The organism is Brevibacterium sp. FME37 (genome assembly GCF_014897485.1).
Taxonomy (GTDB): domain Bacteria; phylum Actinomycetota; class Actinomycetes; order Actinomycetales; family Brevibacteriaceae; genus Brevibacterium.
The window spans coordinates 301,947-316,680 of sequence record NZ_JABUYE010000003.1 but is presented as its reverse complement, the minus strand read 5'-3'; the positions used below and the strand labels follow the sequence as shown (position 1 = coordinate 316,680).

18 protein-coding genes and 2 pseudogenes are annotated in these 14,734 nt (G+C 61.2%); 9 read left to right on the top strand and 11 right to left on the bottom strand.

The window, feature by feature from the left end:
• Positions 1 to 67: 67 nt before the first annotated feature.
• From INT29_RS20045 to INT29_RS05610, 5 genes and pseudogenes are all read right to left on the bottom strand, one after another.
• Positions 68 to 562, bottom strand: a pseudogene (locus tag INT29_RS20045) (recombinase family protein); the annotation flags it as partial.
• On the bottom strand, positions 507 to 1,088 hold the full coding sequence (locus INT29_RS20040; RefSeq protein ID WP_226841641.1) for a recombinase family protein: 582 nt from the start codon (positions 1,086 to 1,088) through the stop codon (positions 507 to 509). The pseudogene INT29_RS20045 and the gene INT29_RS20040, both read right to left, overlap by 56 nt.
• A 26-nt stretch (positions 1,089 to 1,114) precedes the next feature.
• The gene (locus tag INT29_RS20390) at positions 1,115 to 1,246 is read right to left on the bottom strand and encodes a hypothetical protein (protein WP_264298556.1); all 132 of its coding nucleotides are present in this window, start codon (positions 1,244 to 1,246) and stop codon (positions 1,115 to 1,117) included.
• Positions 1,230 to 1,790, bottom strand: a complete 561-nt coding sequence (locus tag INT29_RS05615) for a TetR/AcrR family transcriptional regulator (RefSeq protein WP_226841639.1) — start codon at positions 1,788 to 1,790, stop codon at positions 1,230 to 1,232. Before INT29_RS05615 ends, INT29_RS20390 begins: the two co-directional genes overlap by 17 nt.
• A 92-nt stretch (positions 1,791 to 1,882) precedes the next feature.
• Complete coding sequence (locus INT29_RS05610) at positions 1,883 to 2,482, bottom strand: TetR/AcrR family transcriptional regulator (RefSeq protein WP_193071007.1); 600 nt, start codon at positions 2,480 to 2,482, stop codon at positions 1,883 to 1,885.
• Between the two features lie 83 nt (positions 2,483 to 2,565).
• On the opposite strand from INT29_RS05610, the gene INT29_RS05605 reads away from it, so the two are divergent.
• From INT29_RS05605 to INT29_RS20600, 3 genes are all read left to right on the top strand, one after another.
• Entirely contained in the window at positions 2,566 to 3,390 is an 825-nt protein-coding gene (locus INT29_RS05605; RefSeq protein ID WP_193071006.1) for an SDR family NAD(P)-dependent oxidoreductase, read from the top strand.
• A gap of 10 nt (positions 3,391 to 3,400) precedes the next feature.
• A complete protein-coding gene (locus tag INT29_RS20035) occupies positions 3,401 to 3,667 on the top strand; it encodes a hypothetical protein (protein WP_226841638.1) in 267 nt (88 codons plus the stop codon).
• Between the two features lie 185 nt (positions 3,668 to 3,852).
• Entirely contained in the window at positions 3,853 to 4,365 is a 513-nt protein-coding gene (locus INT29_RS20600; RefSeq protein ID WP_319020842.1) for an AraC family transcriptional regulator, read from the top strand.
• 7 nt (positions 4,366 to 4,372) lie between these two features.
• Here INT29_RS20600 and INT29_RS05595 read toward each other — a convergent pair whose 3' ends face one another.
• Both INT29_RS05595 and INT29_RS05590 read right to left on the bottom strand, forming a co-directional pair.
• Positions 4,373 to 5,197 (bottom strand): hypothetical protein, encoded by an 825-nt coding sequence (locus INT29_RS05595; RefSeq protein ID WP_193071004.1) that lies wholly within the window; start codon positions 5,195 to 5,197, stop codon positions 4,373 to 4,375.
• Between the two features lie 57 nt (positions 5,198 to 5,254).
• The gene (locus INT29_RS05590; protein ID WP_193071002.1) at positions 5,255 to 5,656 is read right to left on the bottom strand and encodes a hypothetical protein; all 402 of its coding nucleotides are present in this window, start codon (positions 5,654 to 5,656) and stop codon (positions 5,255 to 5,257) included.
• Positions 5,657 to 5,843: 187 nt separating this feature from the next.
• Here INT29_RS05590 and INT29_RS05585 point away from each other — a divergent pair, with 187 nt between their 5' ends.
• The 3 genes from INT29_RS05585 (at position 5,844) to INT29_RS05575 (ending at position 8,145) form a co-directional block, all read left to right on the top strand.
• The gene (locus INT29_RS05585) at positions 5,844 to 7,145 is read left to right on the top strand and encodes a hypothetical protein (protein ID WP_193071000.1); all 1,302 of its coding nucleotides are present in this window, start codon (positions 5,844 to 5,846) and stop codon (positions 7,143 to 7,145) included.
• Positions 7,146 to 7,608: 463 nt separating this feature from the next.
• Positions 7,609 to 7,860 (top strand): hypothetical protein, encoded by a 252-nt coding sequence (locus INT29_RS05580; protein ID WP_193070996.1) that lies wholly within the window; start codon positions 7,609 to 7,611, stop codon positions 7,858 to 7,860.
• Positions 7,861 to 7,902: 42 nt separating this feature from the next.
• Positions 7,903 to 8,145 (top strand): hypothetical protein, encoded by a 243-nt coding sequence (locus INT29_RS05575; protein ID WP_193070994.1) that lies wholly within the window; start codon positions 7,903 to 7,905, stop codon positions 8,143 to 8,145.
• Between the two features lie 140 nt (positions 8,146 to 8,285).
• Here the strand turns inward: INT29_RS05575 and INT29_RS05570 are convergent, their stop codons facing one another.
• On the bottom strand, positions 8,286 to 8,441 hold the full coding sequence (locus INT29_RS05570) for an aldehyde dehydrogenase family protein (RefSeq protein ID WP_226841637.1): 156 nt from the start codon (positions 8,439 to 8,441) through the stop codon (positions 8,286 to 8,288).
• Between the two features lie 349 nt (positions 8,442 to 8,790).
• Between INT29_RS05570 and INT29_RS05565 the strand changes: the two genes are divergently transcribed.
• Positions 8,791 to 9,270, top strand: coding sequence for a MarR family winged helix-turn-helix transcriptional regulator (locus INT29_RS05565; protein WP_193070992.1), 480 nt, complete (start codon positions 8,791 to 8,793; stop codon positions 9,268 to 9,270).
• On the opposite strand, the gene INT29_RS05560 is transcribed toward INT29_RS05565, so the two are convergent.
• Together INT29_RS05560 and INT29_RS05555 are read right to left on the bottom strand one after the other, a co-directional pair.
• Complete coding sequence (locus INT29_RS05560) at positions 9,247 to 9,858, bottom strand: TetR/AcrR family transcriptional regulator (protein ID WP_193070990.1); 612 nt, start codon at positions 9,856 to 9,858, stop codon at positions 9,247 to 9,249. The genes INT29_RS05565 and INT29_RS05560 overlap by 24 nt on opposite strands.
• Positions 9,855 to 10,625 carry an alpha/beta fold hydrolase gene (locus tag INT29_RS05555; protein ID WP_193070988.1) on the bottom strand — a complete coding sequence of 257 codons (771 nt, stop codon included), beginning with the start codon at positions 10,623 to 10,625 and terminating at the stop codon, positions 9,855 to 9,857. Before INT29_RS05555 ends, INT29_RS05560 begins: the two co-directional genes overlap by 4 nt.
• Before the next feature lie 158 nt (positions 10,626 to 10,783).
• Here INT29_RS05555 and wrbA point away from each other — a divergent pair, with 158 nt between their 5' ends.
• Positions 10,784 to 11,398 (top strand): NAD(P)H:quinone oxidoreductase, encoded by a 615-nt coding sequence (wrbA, locus tag INT29_RS05550; RefSeq protein ID WP_193070986.1) that lies wholly within the window; start codon positions 10,784 to 10,786, stop codon positions 11,396 to 11,398.
• Positions 11,399 to 11,439: 41 nt separating this feature from the next.
• Positions 11,440 to 12,840, top strand: a complete 1,401-nt coding sequence (locus INT29_RS05545) for an MFS transporter (protein ID WP_193070984.1) — start codon at positions 11,440 to 11,442, stop codon at positions 12,838 to 12,840.
• A gap of 640 nt (positions 12,841 to 13,480) precedes the next feature.
• On the opposite strand, the pseudogene INT29_RS05535 reads toward INT29_RS05545, so the two are convergent.
• Positions 13,481 to 14,451 (bottom strand): annotated as a pseudogene (locus tag INT29_RS05535) (IS110 family transposase); the annotation flags it as partial.
• Positions 14,452 to 14,734: the final 283 nt, after the last annotated feature.

The window sequence follows — 14,734 nt, the reverse complement described above, 5'->3', positions numbered from 1 at the left end:
GGCGTACCGCCAGATGTACGGGGACGGCTCTGCGGGTGCAGGGGGTCTTCTTGGCGGCGCGGCCGGAGCAGACGAAGTAGGCGTAGGTGGTGCCGCGTGGGTCGGTGGCGAAGTCCAGCAGCATCCGCGAACGGCACGACCCGCAATGCAGTAGCCCCTTCAGGTGGTGCGCGTGCCGGACGTGACGGGTCGCCCGCGCGTTGCGGGCTTTCAGCAGTGATTGCACCGTGTCGAACAGTGCGGGCGTCACGATGGGATCGGGTGCTCCGGGATGCAGTGCGCCTTTGTATCGAATCACGCCCGCGTGGTACGGGTTCGTCAGCAGCGGGTAGAACGTCGCCTTGCCCAGCGGCTTCGAGGGGCGTCGGGAAGAGGGCACCGTGGTCACGCCGCGAGCGGTGAGGTCGCGCAACAGCTCGGCCACGGAGACTTCGCCGGTGGCGTACTGCTCGAACGCCCACCGGATCAAGGGCGCTCGTTCGGGGTCGATCTCGACCGTGCGGACCTCACGGCCTTGCTCGACGGTCTTGCGGACGTTGAGGTAGCCGACCGGCGCGCGCATGGGGGGTGCCGCCCTGGGCGAGCTTCTGATGCAGCCCCTTGGTGACCTCGGTGGCGAGGTTCCGGCTGTAGAACTCGGCAACCGAGGACATGATGCCGTGGACGAGCATCCCTGAGGGCGTCTGATCGATTGACTCGGTGGCGGAGACGAGCGTGACCTCGGTGGCGAGGAGGGCTTGGTGTATCTCGATGTCGGTGGCACGGTTGCGGGCGAGCCGGTCCAGCTTGTGCACGACGCAGAAGTTCACCTGTGCCGAGGCGATGAACGCGAGCATGTCCCGGAGCCCGTCACGATTAGCCGACCTCGCCGACTCCCCGACGTTCACGAACTCGCGCACGGTCCGCGCGCCGAGGTCGGCGGCTTTGCATTGGTTGGCTTCGCGCTGGGCAGGGATCGAGAACCCCAATCCTGTGCCGCCGCGCTCGGCCTGCTCCCGCGTGGACACCCGCAGGTAGGACACCGCCCGCAACAGCGGCGGGTCGGTCTCAACGCCGTTGGTCGTGAATGCCGGAGCGGTGATGCTCATGATGTGCTCCGATTAGTTCAGGATGCTCAATCGTCTCGCCTGTCAGGCGACTCGGCGAGGCTCGGCGGCGGGAGTCCATAGGGGTCGGGGTCGCTGTTGAGCCAGGCGCGGTGCCGGGCTTCGGCGATGTTCAGCACCCACTCAACCAGCCTGTCCACGTCGGGTGCCTCCCGCCGTGTAGCCCGCAATCTCGGGGTCCTCGCCGGGCTGGTCGTGGCGGAGGGCGAGGATGATCGTGGCGCGGAGGTCGTCACACCAGTCCTGGATCGCCGCCGCCAGCGGCTTGATCGCCCCCACCACCGGGTCGGCAAGCAGCCGTATCAGCGCCTGTCCTTCCTTGCGGGCAAGCAGTCGATCCAGCGCCAACGAAACGCCCGAGTGCACCGCTTCCGAATTGATGTCATCGGCCGATGAAGCGTGTTGAGTCTGGCCTTCAAGGAACGCGACCCCGTGACCGCGTATATGACTGATCGCATCGAGCGCGAGGTCTTCCTTGCCCCGGTAGTGGTGGTACATGCTTCCGTGCCCGATACTGGAGCGTTGCAGGATCATCGTCGGGCTGGTCGCCTCGAACCCCCGCTCGGCCAGCAGCGCGCACATTGCGGCGACGAGCTCCTGCTTGGAGTCATACGCCGGACGGCCTGGACCCCGCCGCTTCTCCACCATCACAACCCTCACTCGCGACACCGCCACCAATTCCATACAGACTAGTCCGGGTCCTCGTCTGAAAGACGTGTGACCGCTCGGATGAGGCGGTTCGGCGAAAGGCAAACTCGAGGCGCGCCGCCGGGAGGCTATGTCGAGGTCGCGTCTGACCTGGAGGACATGGCACCGTCAGATGTGATGAGGCCGCGTAAGGCTAGTTCCACGTGCCGGGTGACGGTGCCTGGGCTGGCGCCGGGAAGTAGTTGAGCGACGCGGGTCAGCCCCATCAGCTGGTAGGCGATGTCGCTGGCGGTGACATCGGCGGCGATGGTGTGATCGTGGCGCGCTCGGTCGACGACATCCTGGCCGACTCGGGTGAGGTGGGCGATGCACTGTTGCACGTCCTCGTCGGCCGGTGAGCCGCTGGTGAGGACATCGACCATCGCCCTGTTGTCGGCGAGCTGGGCGATGGCGACGGTGAAGAACTCGTGCAGAGCATCAGCAGCGGTCCCGTCTACGGGGAGACCGGCGTCGGCGAGGGTGGCGAGGTCAGTGCCAGTCACTGCATGCACGAGGTCGTCTCGTGTGGGGAAGTGTCGGTAGACGGTGCCGATGCCGACGCCGGAGGCTGCGGCGATCTGGCGCATCTCTGCGCCCATCCCTTCCTGCCGCAAGACCTGTGCGGCGGCCTCGATAATCCGCGCGCGGTTGGCGACCGCATCGCGTCGTTGTCTGCGCTCCCCGGCCATGTGCTGATGATATCAAGACGGAACTGGTGTTCGTCTTAGGTGCTAGGCTAAAACGGAACATTGGTTCCGTAAAGGGAGTGGTTATGAGGACGATCGTCATCACTGGAGGCACGGACGGGATGGGAGGGGCGCTGGCACGCCACTTCCTGACAGTGGGAGACCAGGTGGCCGTCATCGGCCGCAGTCGCGCGAAGTTCGACGCGCTGCTCTCCGCGGTCGGCGACCCATCCGCTGCCGACCGGGCGGAGTTCGTCGCCGCGGACCTGTCGCTCGTCGCCGACAGTCGCCGGGTCGTCGCACACCTGACCGACCGCTACGAGCAGATCGATGCCCTTGTGCTGGCCGCCTCATTTATCCGCAATCGCCGCCACATCACCACCGAAGGACACGAGGCGTCCTGGGCGCTGTTCTTCCTCTCCAAGTTCATTCTGGTCATCGGGTTCGCCGCGGCGTTGCGAGCGTCCGGCCGCTCGGTGATCGTCAACACGTCTGTGCCGGGAGCCAAGGCGGACTCGATCGACTTCGATGATCCTGACCTGACGCAGGGTTTCACGTTCGGCAAGTCCAACGCGCAGCAGCGGCGAGCCAACGAGCTGCTCGGCATTCTTGCGACGCGAGACAACCCCGACCTCAGCTACGTGACCTGGGGTCCTGCCCGACTGGTCCGCTCCAGCTTCGCGGGTGATGTCGGCATCGGCATGAAGCTCGCTGCCACGGTCCTGGCTCCGCTGCTGGGCCAGCAACCCGCCGACGCAGTGCGCCCCCTCATCGACCTCATCGACAACCCTGCCCCCGGTCGGGCCGCCTACCGCGGCCCCAAGCCCGTCCCGCTCGTCGTAGGTCCCCACGACAAGCAAGACGCCATCCGCCTCGACGACCTCGTGAGAACAAACGCGAGAGGGGCATAGGCGGGGCGAGATGGTGGCTGACGCACGATCCACGCCGGCGCGGGAACGCCCAGGACCCCACCGTCGTGGTGGTTCATCGTCGTTCCCGCTCCTCGCGCGAACACAGACCTTCCGACGCCCCGTTGGCAAGGCCGCCTATGACTGCGCGACGGTTATCGTGATCCGAGACGGATCGGCGCTGTTGCTCAGCGACTTCGGTCAAGAGCCGGTCACCATCGGCGATGTGGTGCTTGTCAAGGAAAACGTTCCGTGCGGCAGCGAACCGGAGGGGGAATGACCGCCACCACCATCTGCCTCGACACCGACTAACTGCTCGATCAGGTGTTCTGGCTGCACAGCGAGACGATCGTAGATCGGCACGCAGCACGAGAAGTGGCCAACGCTGCCTGCATCAACCAGATTCGAATCGTCCGCCTGGGAGAGACCGGGCTGAACCGCCTCACATCGCCGTTGGACGAGCTGGTGACACTCAGCACTGCAGGCTACTGCGCAGCGCGTTTCTTTCGGATGCAGGCGCTCCTATTCCTCGTGGTCGATATGCTCCTGCCGTACCTCCAGATCATCCCCATGCCGATCCCGCCGGCGAAGCGACGGCACATCAGCCCGACGCTCCCGCGGTGGAGACAGTTCGTCGCGATCCGCCCCGAGATCCGCGAGATCCAAGCCGCGATGCGCGCCAACATCGCCCAGCCGTGGTCGCTCACGATGCTGAGAGAGATCGTACACTTGTCCGGCTTGCAGACATCGCGGGTGTTCGTGCGGACATACGGCAAGACACCGCTGGCGTACCAGACGATGCTGCGTGTGGAGGAGATGACCTGCCTGCTATGCGAGACCGACCTGACCACCGAGACCATCAGCCGCCAAGTGGGGTGGGCCTGTCGCGAACATGTTGCCGAGATGTTCCGCCGCTACGTCGGCGTCACCCCGACCGAGTACCGACGCAACGGCCCACCGACGACCAGACGCGACTGAGCCGACATCAATCGGTCGTGTGGGCCTCGTTCGATATCTTCGGACTTTCGATGATGGTCTCGGGTTTCAGGAAGAGTGATGGCCCGTACTGCGACAGCGCCCAGCGGCCAGTTTCCCACTCGGTCGCCGTGCTCCCTGCCTCATCTTCTACTCGCACCCAGCGCAGATCGGTGCGGTAGGTGGTGTCGTTCACGAGCAGCTCGACGTCGGTGTGCGCGACAGCCGCAGCGACGTGGCACACCCGCAGGACTGTCCATGTAGACAGATCAAGCGCCTCGTACAAGTCCTTGGCGAGGACCGCGACCTTGCCTACCGATGACCGTGTGCTTCCAAGTTCCATAAAGTAAGCACCGACCGGTCCCCACTGTCGCTTCTTCCACTTTGCTAGGAAATCGCTACAGGTCTGAGCAACTTCGGACAGTTCCTCAACGGCAGGGTCAGGCTCGTATTCATAGGGTTGCCATTCCTCGATTCGAGCTTTCTGATCCTGAATGTCCTTCCATCCACGCAACGACTCTCGCAGCGTGGGCGTCGGCTCGACGGGCTTCGCCTGACGCTCGCGGGAGTCAGCCCAATCTGCGACGGCGAATAGGCGATTCCACGCCTTGGTAGCGATGACTTCGTTGTCGAAGTTGACCAACGTGCCGTGCATGATGCCGTTGCGGAACAGCTCGGTCACTTCGGTGGAGTCGGTCTTGTAGAAGCCTTTGAGGAAGGACTGGTGGGCATGGCTCAGGCCCAGGTGATGGCCCGCCACGCTGTCCCACGCCACCATGCCCTCCACAGGACGGGCGTGGAGCCCTTGACGGGCCGCCGTGTCGAAGTCGTTCACGAAGCCGTCCATCACAGCCAGCAGCGCGAGCACGGTGCTGTAGTAGCGGCCAGCCTCTTAGTCCGCGAGCGCCTTCTGGAGCAAGTCGATGCGCGGGCGCATCGCGTCGAAGCGGTGGAGGCGTCGGAGCGGAAACGCGATCCGACCGTCTTCCTTGTAGTAGCCGATGAGCCGTGCCTCAGCGGATTCGGCGTCGTCGGCGTCAACGATGTGCTCGATCTCGGGCAGGTTCAGGTCACCGGTGAACACCCAGTTCCGTCGTCCGAGGAGTCCGTAGAACGAGTCCACGAGTCCGGTGATGCGCTTGTGCTCGCGCTCCAGCTCCTTGAGCTGGTTCCGCTGCTCTTTAGGCAACAGGATGCCGAGCAGCTTGAACGCCGCGATTTGCTGCTCCATCTCCTGGACCGAGGGCAGAGCACGTGCGGAGCCATACGGGCTCACCTGAGGAATGTCAGCCATGGTCATGACCTAACGATGACGAACGACATCCTGTGAGCCGACACGGGACGAGGGTTGTCTACGACACATCAGAGCGGTCCGCCATGCCTCATCGATGCGCGGGACGCTCGGTCTGTACCAGGGAACACGCGCCGGCGTCGGCAGCGTGCTCTAACCTACTTACATTACCCAGAGCAGCGACGACGGCGTGTCTGAGGTAAGCGAGGCGGCAGAAGGTGTAGCAGAGGCACTAGATGCTGGCGATGCCAACAGCGCCGAACCCAAGCGGACGCGCCGGAAGCGACTGTTTCCCAACATGTCGTTCGAGGAGGCTCTGTTCCTCGCTAACTCGATCCAGAAGCATGCGTCTGGCCAGGAGGTTCGACGTCTCACCCTGTTTGAAGCACTAAAGCGTTTACCGGATAGTGGTCCCACGCGCAAACTCATTACTGCCAGTGGGCAATACGGACTCACGAGTGGTACCTACAACGCTGACGTCCTTTCGCTCACCGAACTCGGTTCCACCGCGACCGACCCGGCGGCACCCGAGCATTGCAAAACGAAAGCGCGAATCGAGCTCGCAGACCTAAGTGTCTCACCGTTCAAAGCGATCTTCGAGAAGTATGCCGGAGGTAGGCTGCCGCAAGTTGCTGTCATGCGCGACGCAGCAGCCGAGGCTGGAGTCTCTGTCGAGGACATTGCCGAATGCGTCGAGACGGTTCTTGCCAATGCTCGCTTCGTAGGGCTTGTCCGGACTATCGCAGGCACCGAGCACTTGGTGACGGTGGACGATGCGCTGGATCAATTGCCCACCCCGGCGACCGAGGTTGATCCTCTCCGCGGGAAGATTGACCCCAACCAGCACGATGACGCTGTGATTGCTGCGCCGAAGCCCAAGAACAGTAGGGGGCGAAGCTCTGCCGCTACGTCTTTGGATGACACTTGCTTCGTTATCTCTCCGATCGGAGACGACGATTCCCAAGAGCGCAGGCACGCAGATTTAGTTCTTGGATCTCTGATCGAGCCTGCGCTAGAAGACCTCGGACTACATGCCGTTCTCGCGGACAAGATTAGTAAGCCGGGTCTCATCACCGGTCAAGCGCTAGACCACCTGACCCGCGCCAAGATTGTCATCGCCGATCTCAGCTTCGGAAATCCAAATGTCTATTACGAACTCGCGTTCCGCCAAGCCCTCCGAAAGCCTCTTGTGCAGATTACGCGTGCATCCGACCGGTTGCCGTTTGATGTTGGACAGTTTCGGACGGTGGTTATCGATATGACGGACAACTATACGCTGGTTCCGGCGCTTGAGCTCCAACGGCAAGAGATCAGCAGGCAGTGTCGGGCTGCACTCGAAGACGGTGAAGCCGCCGAACGCCCATCTCCCGGTTCTATCCAAACTTCTGGGACTATCTGCCAGCGGATTGAATCGACTCGCCGGAGGAGCGCGTCTTCGTCCAAACTGTGGCGCGATGCACTCCGAATTCTAGCGCAAGGGCGGTCACGCTGACGCCGTGACCACGCGCTGTTCGCATAGCGTCCACTTCCTCATCCGTCACCCGTGTTCGAGGTCGTCTCTCTGGCTCCGCCGACATCCCGATCAGCGGATCATCCGGCTCGCCAGAGGATGCAGCGTCCGCGCCAGAGCCGTGATTCCACGCAGAAACAAGACGCTCGACCCTCTGTCGCCTGTTCCCGTAGTGCTCGGTCGGGCCCACTCGGGAAGCTATTGAGACAGCACTCGTAAGATGGTCCGGGCAGCCGCGATGTTTTCGCTGCTGCCCGGACCATCGTTGTCTCCCAACTCTTTGAATCGGGGTGAGGGTTGATGATCACAAGGAGGAGCCTGATGGGCCAGATTGGTTCCGTCGGGCCTCGAATGGACCGGCACAGGACGGAGCTTCTGAGATGAGAACGCTCGAGCCCCGGCCACGTGGCAACCGGTCGACGACCGTGGTCGAGCGGAACGGAGAATGAACGTGCATTGTCTGCTCACCGTCATGCTGTCTGCGGCTGTGCTGACCGGGCTTTCTGGCTGCGGCGAGGTCCCAGATACCGTGACCGACCGCGAGACGAACACGGAGCAGATCACCTGCCAGCGTGATGTGCGGTTCGAACTGGCGGGGACGAACATCGTGGTCGATGAGATCGAGACCATCACCGTGATCGGCGGTGAAGGCGGAGATCAGGCCCGTGTCGATGCGCTGATCACGCTCGATGCCTAGCCGGAGGAAGACCTGCGGGCGCAGCTGCACGTCCTGGAGCCAGTGTCCGAGGACGACCTAGTCGTCGACCCGGACCAGGCTCTCAAGGCCGGCGAGCAGAAAGTGACATGGGACTTCAGCGGCGAGGGTTTCGCCGATCGCATCACTATCGGAGACATGCCGCCGGATGTGTTCATCGTCTTCGGCGACGATCGCCACGAGGTCACAGTGATCGTGATGAGCGTCGAATACTTCTGCGGATCGGAATTTGCCGCCGCACTGGCCGATGCCGTGATGGATCAGTGAGCGAGCAGAGAAGAGGCCCGGCGAACAGTGAACGATTCACTGTTCGCCGGGCCGACTGAAGTCATCGACTGACTTCCCGATCTCTGCGTTCAGGCGTGGACGCGGATGAGATGCTCATTGGTGAAGCCCTGGAATGCCCACTAGGCGTTCTCACGGCCGTAGCCGGAGCGGTTGATGCCGCCGAAGGGATATTCGGGGCTGGACTCCATATGGGTGTTGATCAGGGTCATTCCCGCATTGATCTTCGCGGCGAACTCCTGACCCTTCTCGAGGTCATCCGTCCACACCGAGGACATGGGAGCTCTGTCGATGATCCGACGAGGTGGGTCGCGCTGAAAGTAGAGAATCGAGCTTGCCGGCGAGCCGGAAGTCAAAGAACGTTGTAGCGGAAATCTAGTGCAAGCGGGAGTGAGGGCGATATGTGGATTGAGTCGGTCGTATAAACGACGAATCTTGATCAAGTGCTCGGATCTAGTCCGCCTGAGTAGCGGTACAAACCTGGGACCATTCTAGGTCTGCAATAGGCTGCGGTTGTGAGGACGATCGATGTTCGGCGGGTATCACCACGAAATCATATTCTCAGTTGTGACAAGTTGCATGACTCGAGGGAGCTGAGGCATCAGCACCTAGGAGGATAATGGTTATGTGGACGATTCCCGGACAGAAGCCAACCTTTCTGATGTTATGAGGGCTGTCGGTATTCTGTATCGGCGCGCGGCACGCACGTTCGAGCAGGACCGCACCAGCTTGCCAGTCGGCATCCGCGCCGTGCTCGAACTAATTGCGTTCACAACTCCACAGACAGTGCCTCGCATCGCAGAGACGCTATTGCTAAGTCGTCAATTGGTACAGCGAAATGTCGACCACGGAGTTGATCTAGGCATTCTTGAGCTCCAAGACAATCCGGCTCACCGCCGATCAAAGTTGGTGTATGTAACCGCTGAAGGGCAGAGGGCAATTGAGCGTGTGCTGCAACGTGAGCGGGAACTCCTCGCAGCAACCAGAGAACGGTTGACCGAAGACGAAATCTCGACATGTCTCTACGTGCTCGATACCATTCGGGAACACACAGACTGGCGTCCCGTTACTGAGGGCGGCAGACTAGTCAGCGATGATGGTGCGTGATCCGAGATCGACAAACCAGGTGCGCCATTCATCGAATGTCCAACCGCATTCGATGACGAGTGGACCAAAAGAAGCGACGCTTGCGCAGGCATAGAGTAGATCGGCGACACGTTGCTGCCGAGCTTCGGGCCGAACTCCGGGGAGCTTGAGCAATCGGTCAGCCAGAGCCCAGCTGAATTGATGGCGTTGCTCATGCAAATCTTCCAGCAACAACGCCACCTGGGGATCCGCTGCCGCTGACTGGATCACGAAATAGATTGAAGAAACCATCTCGGTCGCCTCTGCGACTTGATCCGCGACGATCCGCCACGCATCTTCAATAGACAGCATCTCCTCAATACTCTGTGCCCACTCCCGGTCAAGGAGAGGACGCACATCACCGCCGCCGATTGCATAATCATGTGCGGCTTTGAGCACTCCGACTTTTGACGTATATGCCGAGTAGATTGTCTGCACGCTGACGTTCGCCTGAGCTGCGATATCCGCGATCGTTGTTGCGACGTAGCCCTCATTGACGAATAGCGCACAAGCAGCTTCGGCAATGCGTCGCCGGGCCTGTGTATCCCTGGGCCTTCCTCGCCCACTCACCGTTTCGACCTCAACAGGCGTCCGATCTGAGTTCCGAGGAATTCGGGGTCCTTGGCGTGAGCGAGATGCCCGTGCCCTTCGAGCACGGTGACATCGGCAGAAGGTACGGCTGCGGAGGCGCGTTCGAACGCAGGGCCATATGGCGGTTCGCCTCGGCAGTATTCTCCGACAAGGAATGACGCGTCGATCGAACGCCAGTCAGCTGTGGTTGAGAAGCTGTTCAGCGCTTCGAGCTCTGCGGCCAATGGTGCGGCCAATCCACGAAGATGTCTCCAAGCTGGGGTTTCCCGGAGCGCAGCAATCTCGTCTGCAGGCATTTCGGAGATGTCCCGATTGAGGATTACGACTCGTTCGTCGAGATTGGCAGCGGCAAGTGCTGGAACCGCCTCACCCGCGAAGGGAGGCAGGACCGGATCGTAGGCAATAACGGAAGTGACGCGGCTGTCGCGAGCGGCGGTTTCTAGAGCAATTGTGCCGCCCATGCTCCAACCCACCAGAATGATCGATTCACCAATTTCGTCGATCCAGGCACGCAAGTCGCCGACCTCGGTGAAAAGATCGTAATCCGTGCCCTGTGGACCGCTGTCGCCGCGTCCGCGGCGGTTGATGATCAGGATCGGTCCGTCGTAACCGATCGCTTGTGCGACCGGCACGAAATCGGCTGCGTCGGCCATCGCTCCGGCGACGATGATGATTGCAGGTCCGTCGCCCGAGCGCCAGAGTGCGTGCAGCCGTACGCCGGAGGAGTAGATGATGCGCGATTCCATATCTCACACATCCCTTTCCAGGTCTACGAATGAATTTCTAGAATTAGAATACCTAATTCTGATGTCAGCGTCGAACTTGTGTCTCAGCATCTCTTGACCTCATGAACTGCGTTAGTTAATTTAGTAGAAGTCGATTCTAGAAAAGGAGTAAATTTATCATGACACGATTGGCAATCATCTACTATTCGTCGACAGGATCTGTGCACGATCTGGCGCAGGCATACGCTGCTGGTGCAGAAGCGGCAGGAGCTGAAGTTCGACTGCGTCGCGTGGCCGAGCTGGTTCCGCGTGAGATCGTCGATAGTAACGAAACGTGGCGGGTTCACCTCGAAGCGACAGCACATATCCCGACTGCTTCGGTTGAGGATCTGATCTGGGCAGACGGCTTCGCGCTCGGCACTCCGACTCGATTCGGCCAGCCTGCGGCGCAGCTCAAGCAATTCATTGACTCCACTAGCTCGGCGTGGAGCGCCGGTCATCTCGCGGGCAAACCAGCCTCGGGTTTCACCAGCGCCCACGAACGTCATGGTGGGCATGAGGCGACACTTCTCGCTCTCTATCACACCTTTTGTCATTGGGGTTCGCTAATCCTGCCGACTGGATACGAGAACTACGAGGTGGCGCATGCGGCTGGCGGCAACCCTTACGGTGTCAGCAGTATCGGCAGTGACGGGGCGCCAGGATCAGCTGTGCTCGAGCAGGCCCGGCACCAGGGTCACCGCCATGCAGTGTTGGCCCGCGCTGTTCAGGAGTCTAGGGCCGAGGCAGCATGAGAACCGATGTGGGTTCGTCGCCCACGGGTGCCGAGCCGAGTATGCCTGTCAGCATGCGTAGTTGGTGGGCTCTGGGTTTTCTTTCCAGTGCGAACCTGTTGGCGTTCGCATCTGTCACCATCATGAACGTGGCTCTGCCGCAAACCCAAACTCAACTGAGCATGACGGACGGCTCTGCTCAAGCTGTCCTCACTGTCTACTCTTTGACATTCGGCACACTGATTCTGGTCGGTGGACGACTCGCTGACACATTGGGCTTGCGCCGGTGCCTCACCGGTGGACTCATTGGATTCGCGCTAGCCTCATTGCTCGGCGGATTCGCAGTCATACCGGTAGTCCTTCTGGTGGCACGGGCACTGCAGGGCGGAGCCGCTGCCTTCGTCGCCGCAACGGCGATTCCACTCATGTCAGTGATCTTCTCTAGCGGCCGGAAGCGCAGTGTCGCCTTCGGCACGCTCGGAATCGTGATGGGGATTGGCACGGCCGGGTCATTCGTGCTCGGAGGTGCCATGGCAGACATGCTGTCTTGGCGATGGAGTCTTCTCATCAATGTACCGTTGGCACTCCTCACCGCGGCGGGTGTCTACCTGACGGTTCCAAAACACAGGAGCAAAGCGAGCATCGGCCTCGACCCTCTTGGAGCGATTCTTGCGAGCGTATCTCTCGGACTGCTGGTTCTCGGCCTGAATCGAGCGAGCGAGTTGGGCTGGCGTCATTCCGGCGCTCATGCATTGCTTGTCGGTGGGGTACTCGGTCTAGCCCTTTTCGTAGTCTCCCTTCGCCGAGTGAAACACCCGCTGATTCCGCTGCACCTCTTGAGCAGTCCAGTGCGAGTTGCAGGTTATCTCGCTGCCTTCTTCGCAGGAATTGCGATGTTTGCGGGAATGTTCGTCCTGACGTCTTTCATGCAGACTGCTTGGCACGTTTCGCCCGTGCAAGTGGGTCTTGCTTTTCTGCCCTTCGCAGCTGGAGCTATCGTCGTGACAATGGTTCTTCCGCACATCCGGGCACATATCGCGCCCCCGCGGGTGTTGGCCGCCGGACTGTTGCTCGCTGCCGGTGGTTTGGCCAGTTTGGGACGTCTCAATCCGGAATCAGCTTTTATCGAGGGCGTCCTGACTGCCATGTTGCTTTTGGGGGCCGGCGGGACAGTCGTTATGATCACCGCTGGTGACGTTGCAACTGCAGGGGCAGCAGACGATTCAGGTGTCGCGGGAGCGCTCGTGAATTCATCGCAACAAGTAGGTGCAGTTCTCGGAACTGCAGCGGTCGGAACCGTGATCCAGTCAGCCATACAGGGAGTAGAAACCGGGGAATCAGAACCAGTTGTTGCGATGGTTGCTGGCTACGCCCAGGGGAGTCTATTCGGCGCAGCCATTGTGACCGTTGCCGCGGTCGCAATGTTTGCCATTCGAACACCAACAGTTCCTGAGATGTCGTGACCAGAATGGTGTCATTCATGCCTGGCTTCACGCGCCCGATGAGAATGTACTCTCATACTCACCCATAGCACGGGTCTGGCCGGTGGTGGGTAAACTCCGGCGACTGCCGGAGTGACCCCTCGGTGCGCTCGACACCCTTTTTCTGGGGCGTCGAGGTGGCCGCATGCGGTGTCTGGCGTGTCAACGAGACTTCCGAAAGTGGATTGACCTGGACAACGCATTGCGAAATTGGACTGCACTCCGCCCGCGCCGAGCTGGCTTTCCGCAATGATGAGAACTGCCTCATATGGTCCTTTACGCTCGGAGCGGTCCGGTGCTAGGAGGAAGAGGAACATCCAGCAGGGAGAAGCGTCCAAAGGGATCTCTGGCTACACCTGCGGACTGAACGAGTAGTGCATGGGCGGGACCGTCGAGTTCATCCAGACAATGGTCGAAGGTATGCGTCAGACATTGAGGTGCCCCTATGTTCTGAGTCAAGGGGAAGCGGTCAGATTCCTCAGGAATCTTCGGTCACGGTTAAAGACAGAAATGACTCGTCCAGGAACTGTCTCCCAGACTGACCGGGCACCTCGCTACAGAAAGGCTCAGGCAGCAGTGGCCAACTCGGGTGTGTGGAAGTAGGCACCATCACGTGAGCGTAGAGGACGTTGAAGCGTCGGCGCGAGGAATGATCACCCGGGACCGACGTCCCTGACCGCCACGTCACCGGCGCCAGCCCGGCACAAGACGCGGGGTTTCCGGCAGATTCGAAGTCCTTACCCACCACTTCGGTCAGGATCCTCGCCGCTGTCCTGACGTCGACTGCCGGCATCGACGTCAGGAGCCCGAAAAGCGGACGTGCCTGGACCAGCTTCTCGATCCGGGCGAGCACTGCATCCCGTGACGCCCGCGTCTGTGCCAATGAGGTCGCCATCTGGGGTAGGACGAGTCCGGCGGTGTCGGTGCCGGCACCATTACCGTCTATCCGTGTAAGGCCGTGGAGATCGCGGTCGCCCACCGTTTCCACGCACGCCGGGCCTGCATACGCAGCAATGTCTCGACACGGCGCTTGCCGGCATGCCGCAAAGACTGTGGTGTGGGGTACTTCGCCACCAGTGCCAGCATGGCCGGACGATCCAGCTGCGGACCGATCACGGTCTCTAATCCGGGGTGGATCTGAGTGACCAGCCCGCGGATCCGATTCGATGTCGCGGTGACTTGTTTCGCCAGGTCATCGTCATACCCGGCCAGCATCGACAACTCCGCGACATTCTCATCGGCAACCCGAATGCCCCGCAAAGTGTGGGGCATGGTCTGGGCTGCTTCAGCGATGATGGCGGCATCGCGGGCATAGGTCTTCGCTTCATCAAGGTGTAGGTCGGCGACCGCAATACTCTCGGCTTGGGCGACGGCGACTGGTAACGCCCCGATCGTGGAGGGCTGGTCGACGATGGCGAGCAAGGTTCCGTGCTTGGCCAGCCGGATGAGCAGGGCCTTCAGTTTCGTTTCGTTCTGTGGCAGAGCCTTCGATGACAGTTGTATTCTGTCGCGGTCGAGTGCGACGGCGTGGTGGTTGTGTTTGCCGACATCGATGCCGATGAATACGTCGATGTCAGCGTGGTTGGCGATCATGTCACTCATCTTCTTCGACTCACGTGACCGGATATGGGTTGTGGTTCGGCTGGCCGGTAGTGCTGTGGCTCCTGGGCTCGGCATCCACGTTACGGTCGGGCTCAAGGCATGGGTTCTGTCAGTGGTTCTGGCCCCTATCAGCGATTCCCCTGGTGCCTTCGTACCCCGGTGACTATACTCCCCGGAACATGATGACTGGGGGCATCAATCATGCCGGGGTCCTCAGGCCAGCGACCCCTTCTATCCTGACGGACGATGGGGCTACTTGAAAGGTAACGGGGAC

What these genes read in the sequence shown, in the direction of transcription:
- INT29_RS20040 (WP_226841641.1), bottom strand. Translation starts at nt 1,088, where the DNA reads ATGAGCATCACCGCTCCGGCATTCACGACCAACGGCGTTGAGACCGAC.
- INT29_RS05615 (WP_226841639.1), bottom strand. Translation starts at nt 1,790, where the DNA reads ATGGAATTGGTGGCGGTGTCGCGAGTGAGGGTTGTGATGGTGGAGAAG.
- INT29_RS05610 (WP_193071007.1), bottom strand. Translation starts at nt 2,482, where the DNA reads ATGGCCGGGGAGCGCAGACAACGACGCGATGCGGTCGCCAACCGCGCG.
- INT29_RS05605 (WP_193071006.1), top strand. Translation starts at nt 2,566, where the DNA reads ATGAGGACGATCGTCATCACTGGAGGCACGGACGGGATGGGAGGGGCG.
- INT29_RS20035 (WP_226841638.1), top strand. Translation starts at nt 3,401, where the DNA reads ATGGTGGCTGACGCACGATCCACGCCGGCGCGGGAACGCCCAGGACCC.
- INT29_RS05590 (WP_193071002.1), bottom strand. Translation starts at nt 5,656, where the DNA reads ATGGCTGACATTCCTCAGGTGAGCCCGTATGGCTCCGCACGTGCTCTG.
- INT29_RS05580 (WP_193070996.1), top strand. Translation starts at nt 7,609, where the DNA reads ATGAACGTGCATTGTCTGCTCACCGTCATGCTGTCTGCGGCTGTGCTG.
- INT29_RS05570 (WP_226841637.1), bottom strand. Translation starts at nt 8,441, where the DNA reads ATGTCCTCGGTGTGGACGGATGACCTCGAGAAGGGTCAGGAGTTCGCC.
- INT29_RS05555 (WP_193070988.1), bottom strand. Translation starts at nt 10,625, where the DNA reads ATGGAATCGCGCATCATCTACTCCTCCGGCGTACGGCTGCACGCACTC.
- wrbA (WP_193070986.1), top strand. Translation starts at nt 10,784, where the DNA reads ATGACACGATTGGCAATCATCTACTATTCGTCGACAGGATCTGTGCAC.
- INT29_RS05545 (WP_193070984.1), top strand. Translation starts at nt 11,440, where the DNA reads ATGCCTGTCAGCATGCGTAGTTGGTGGGCTCTGGGTTTTCTTTCCAGT.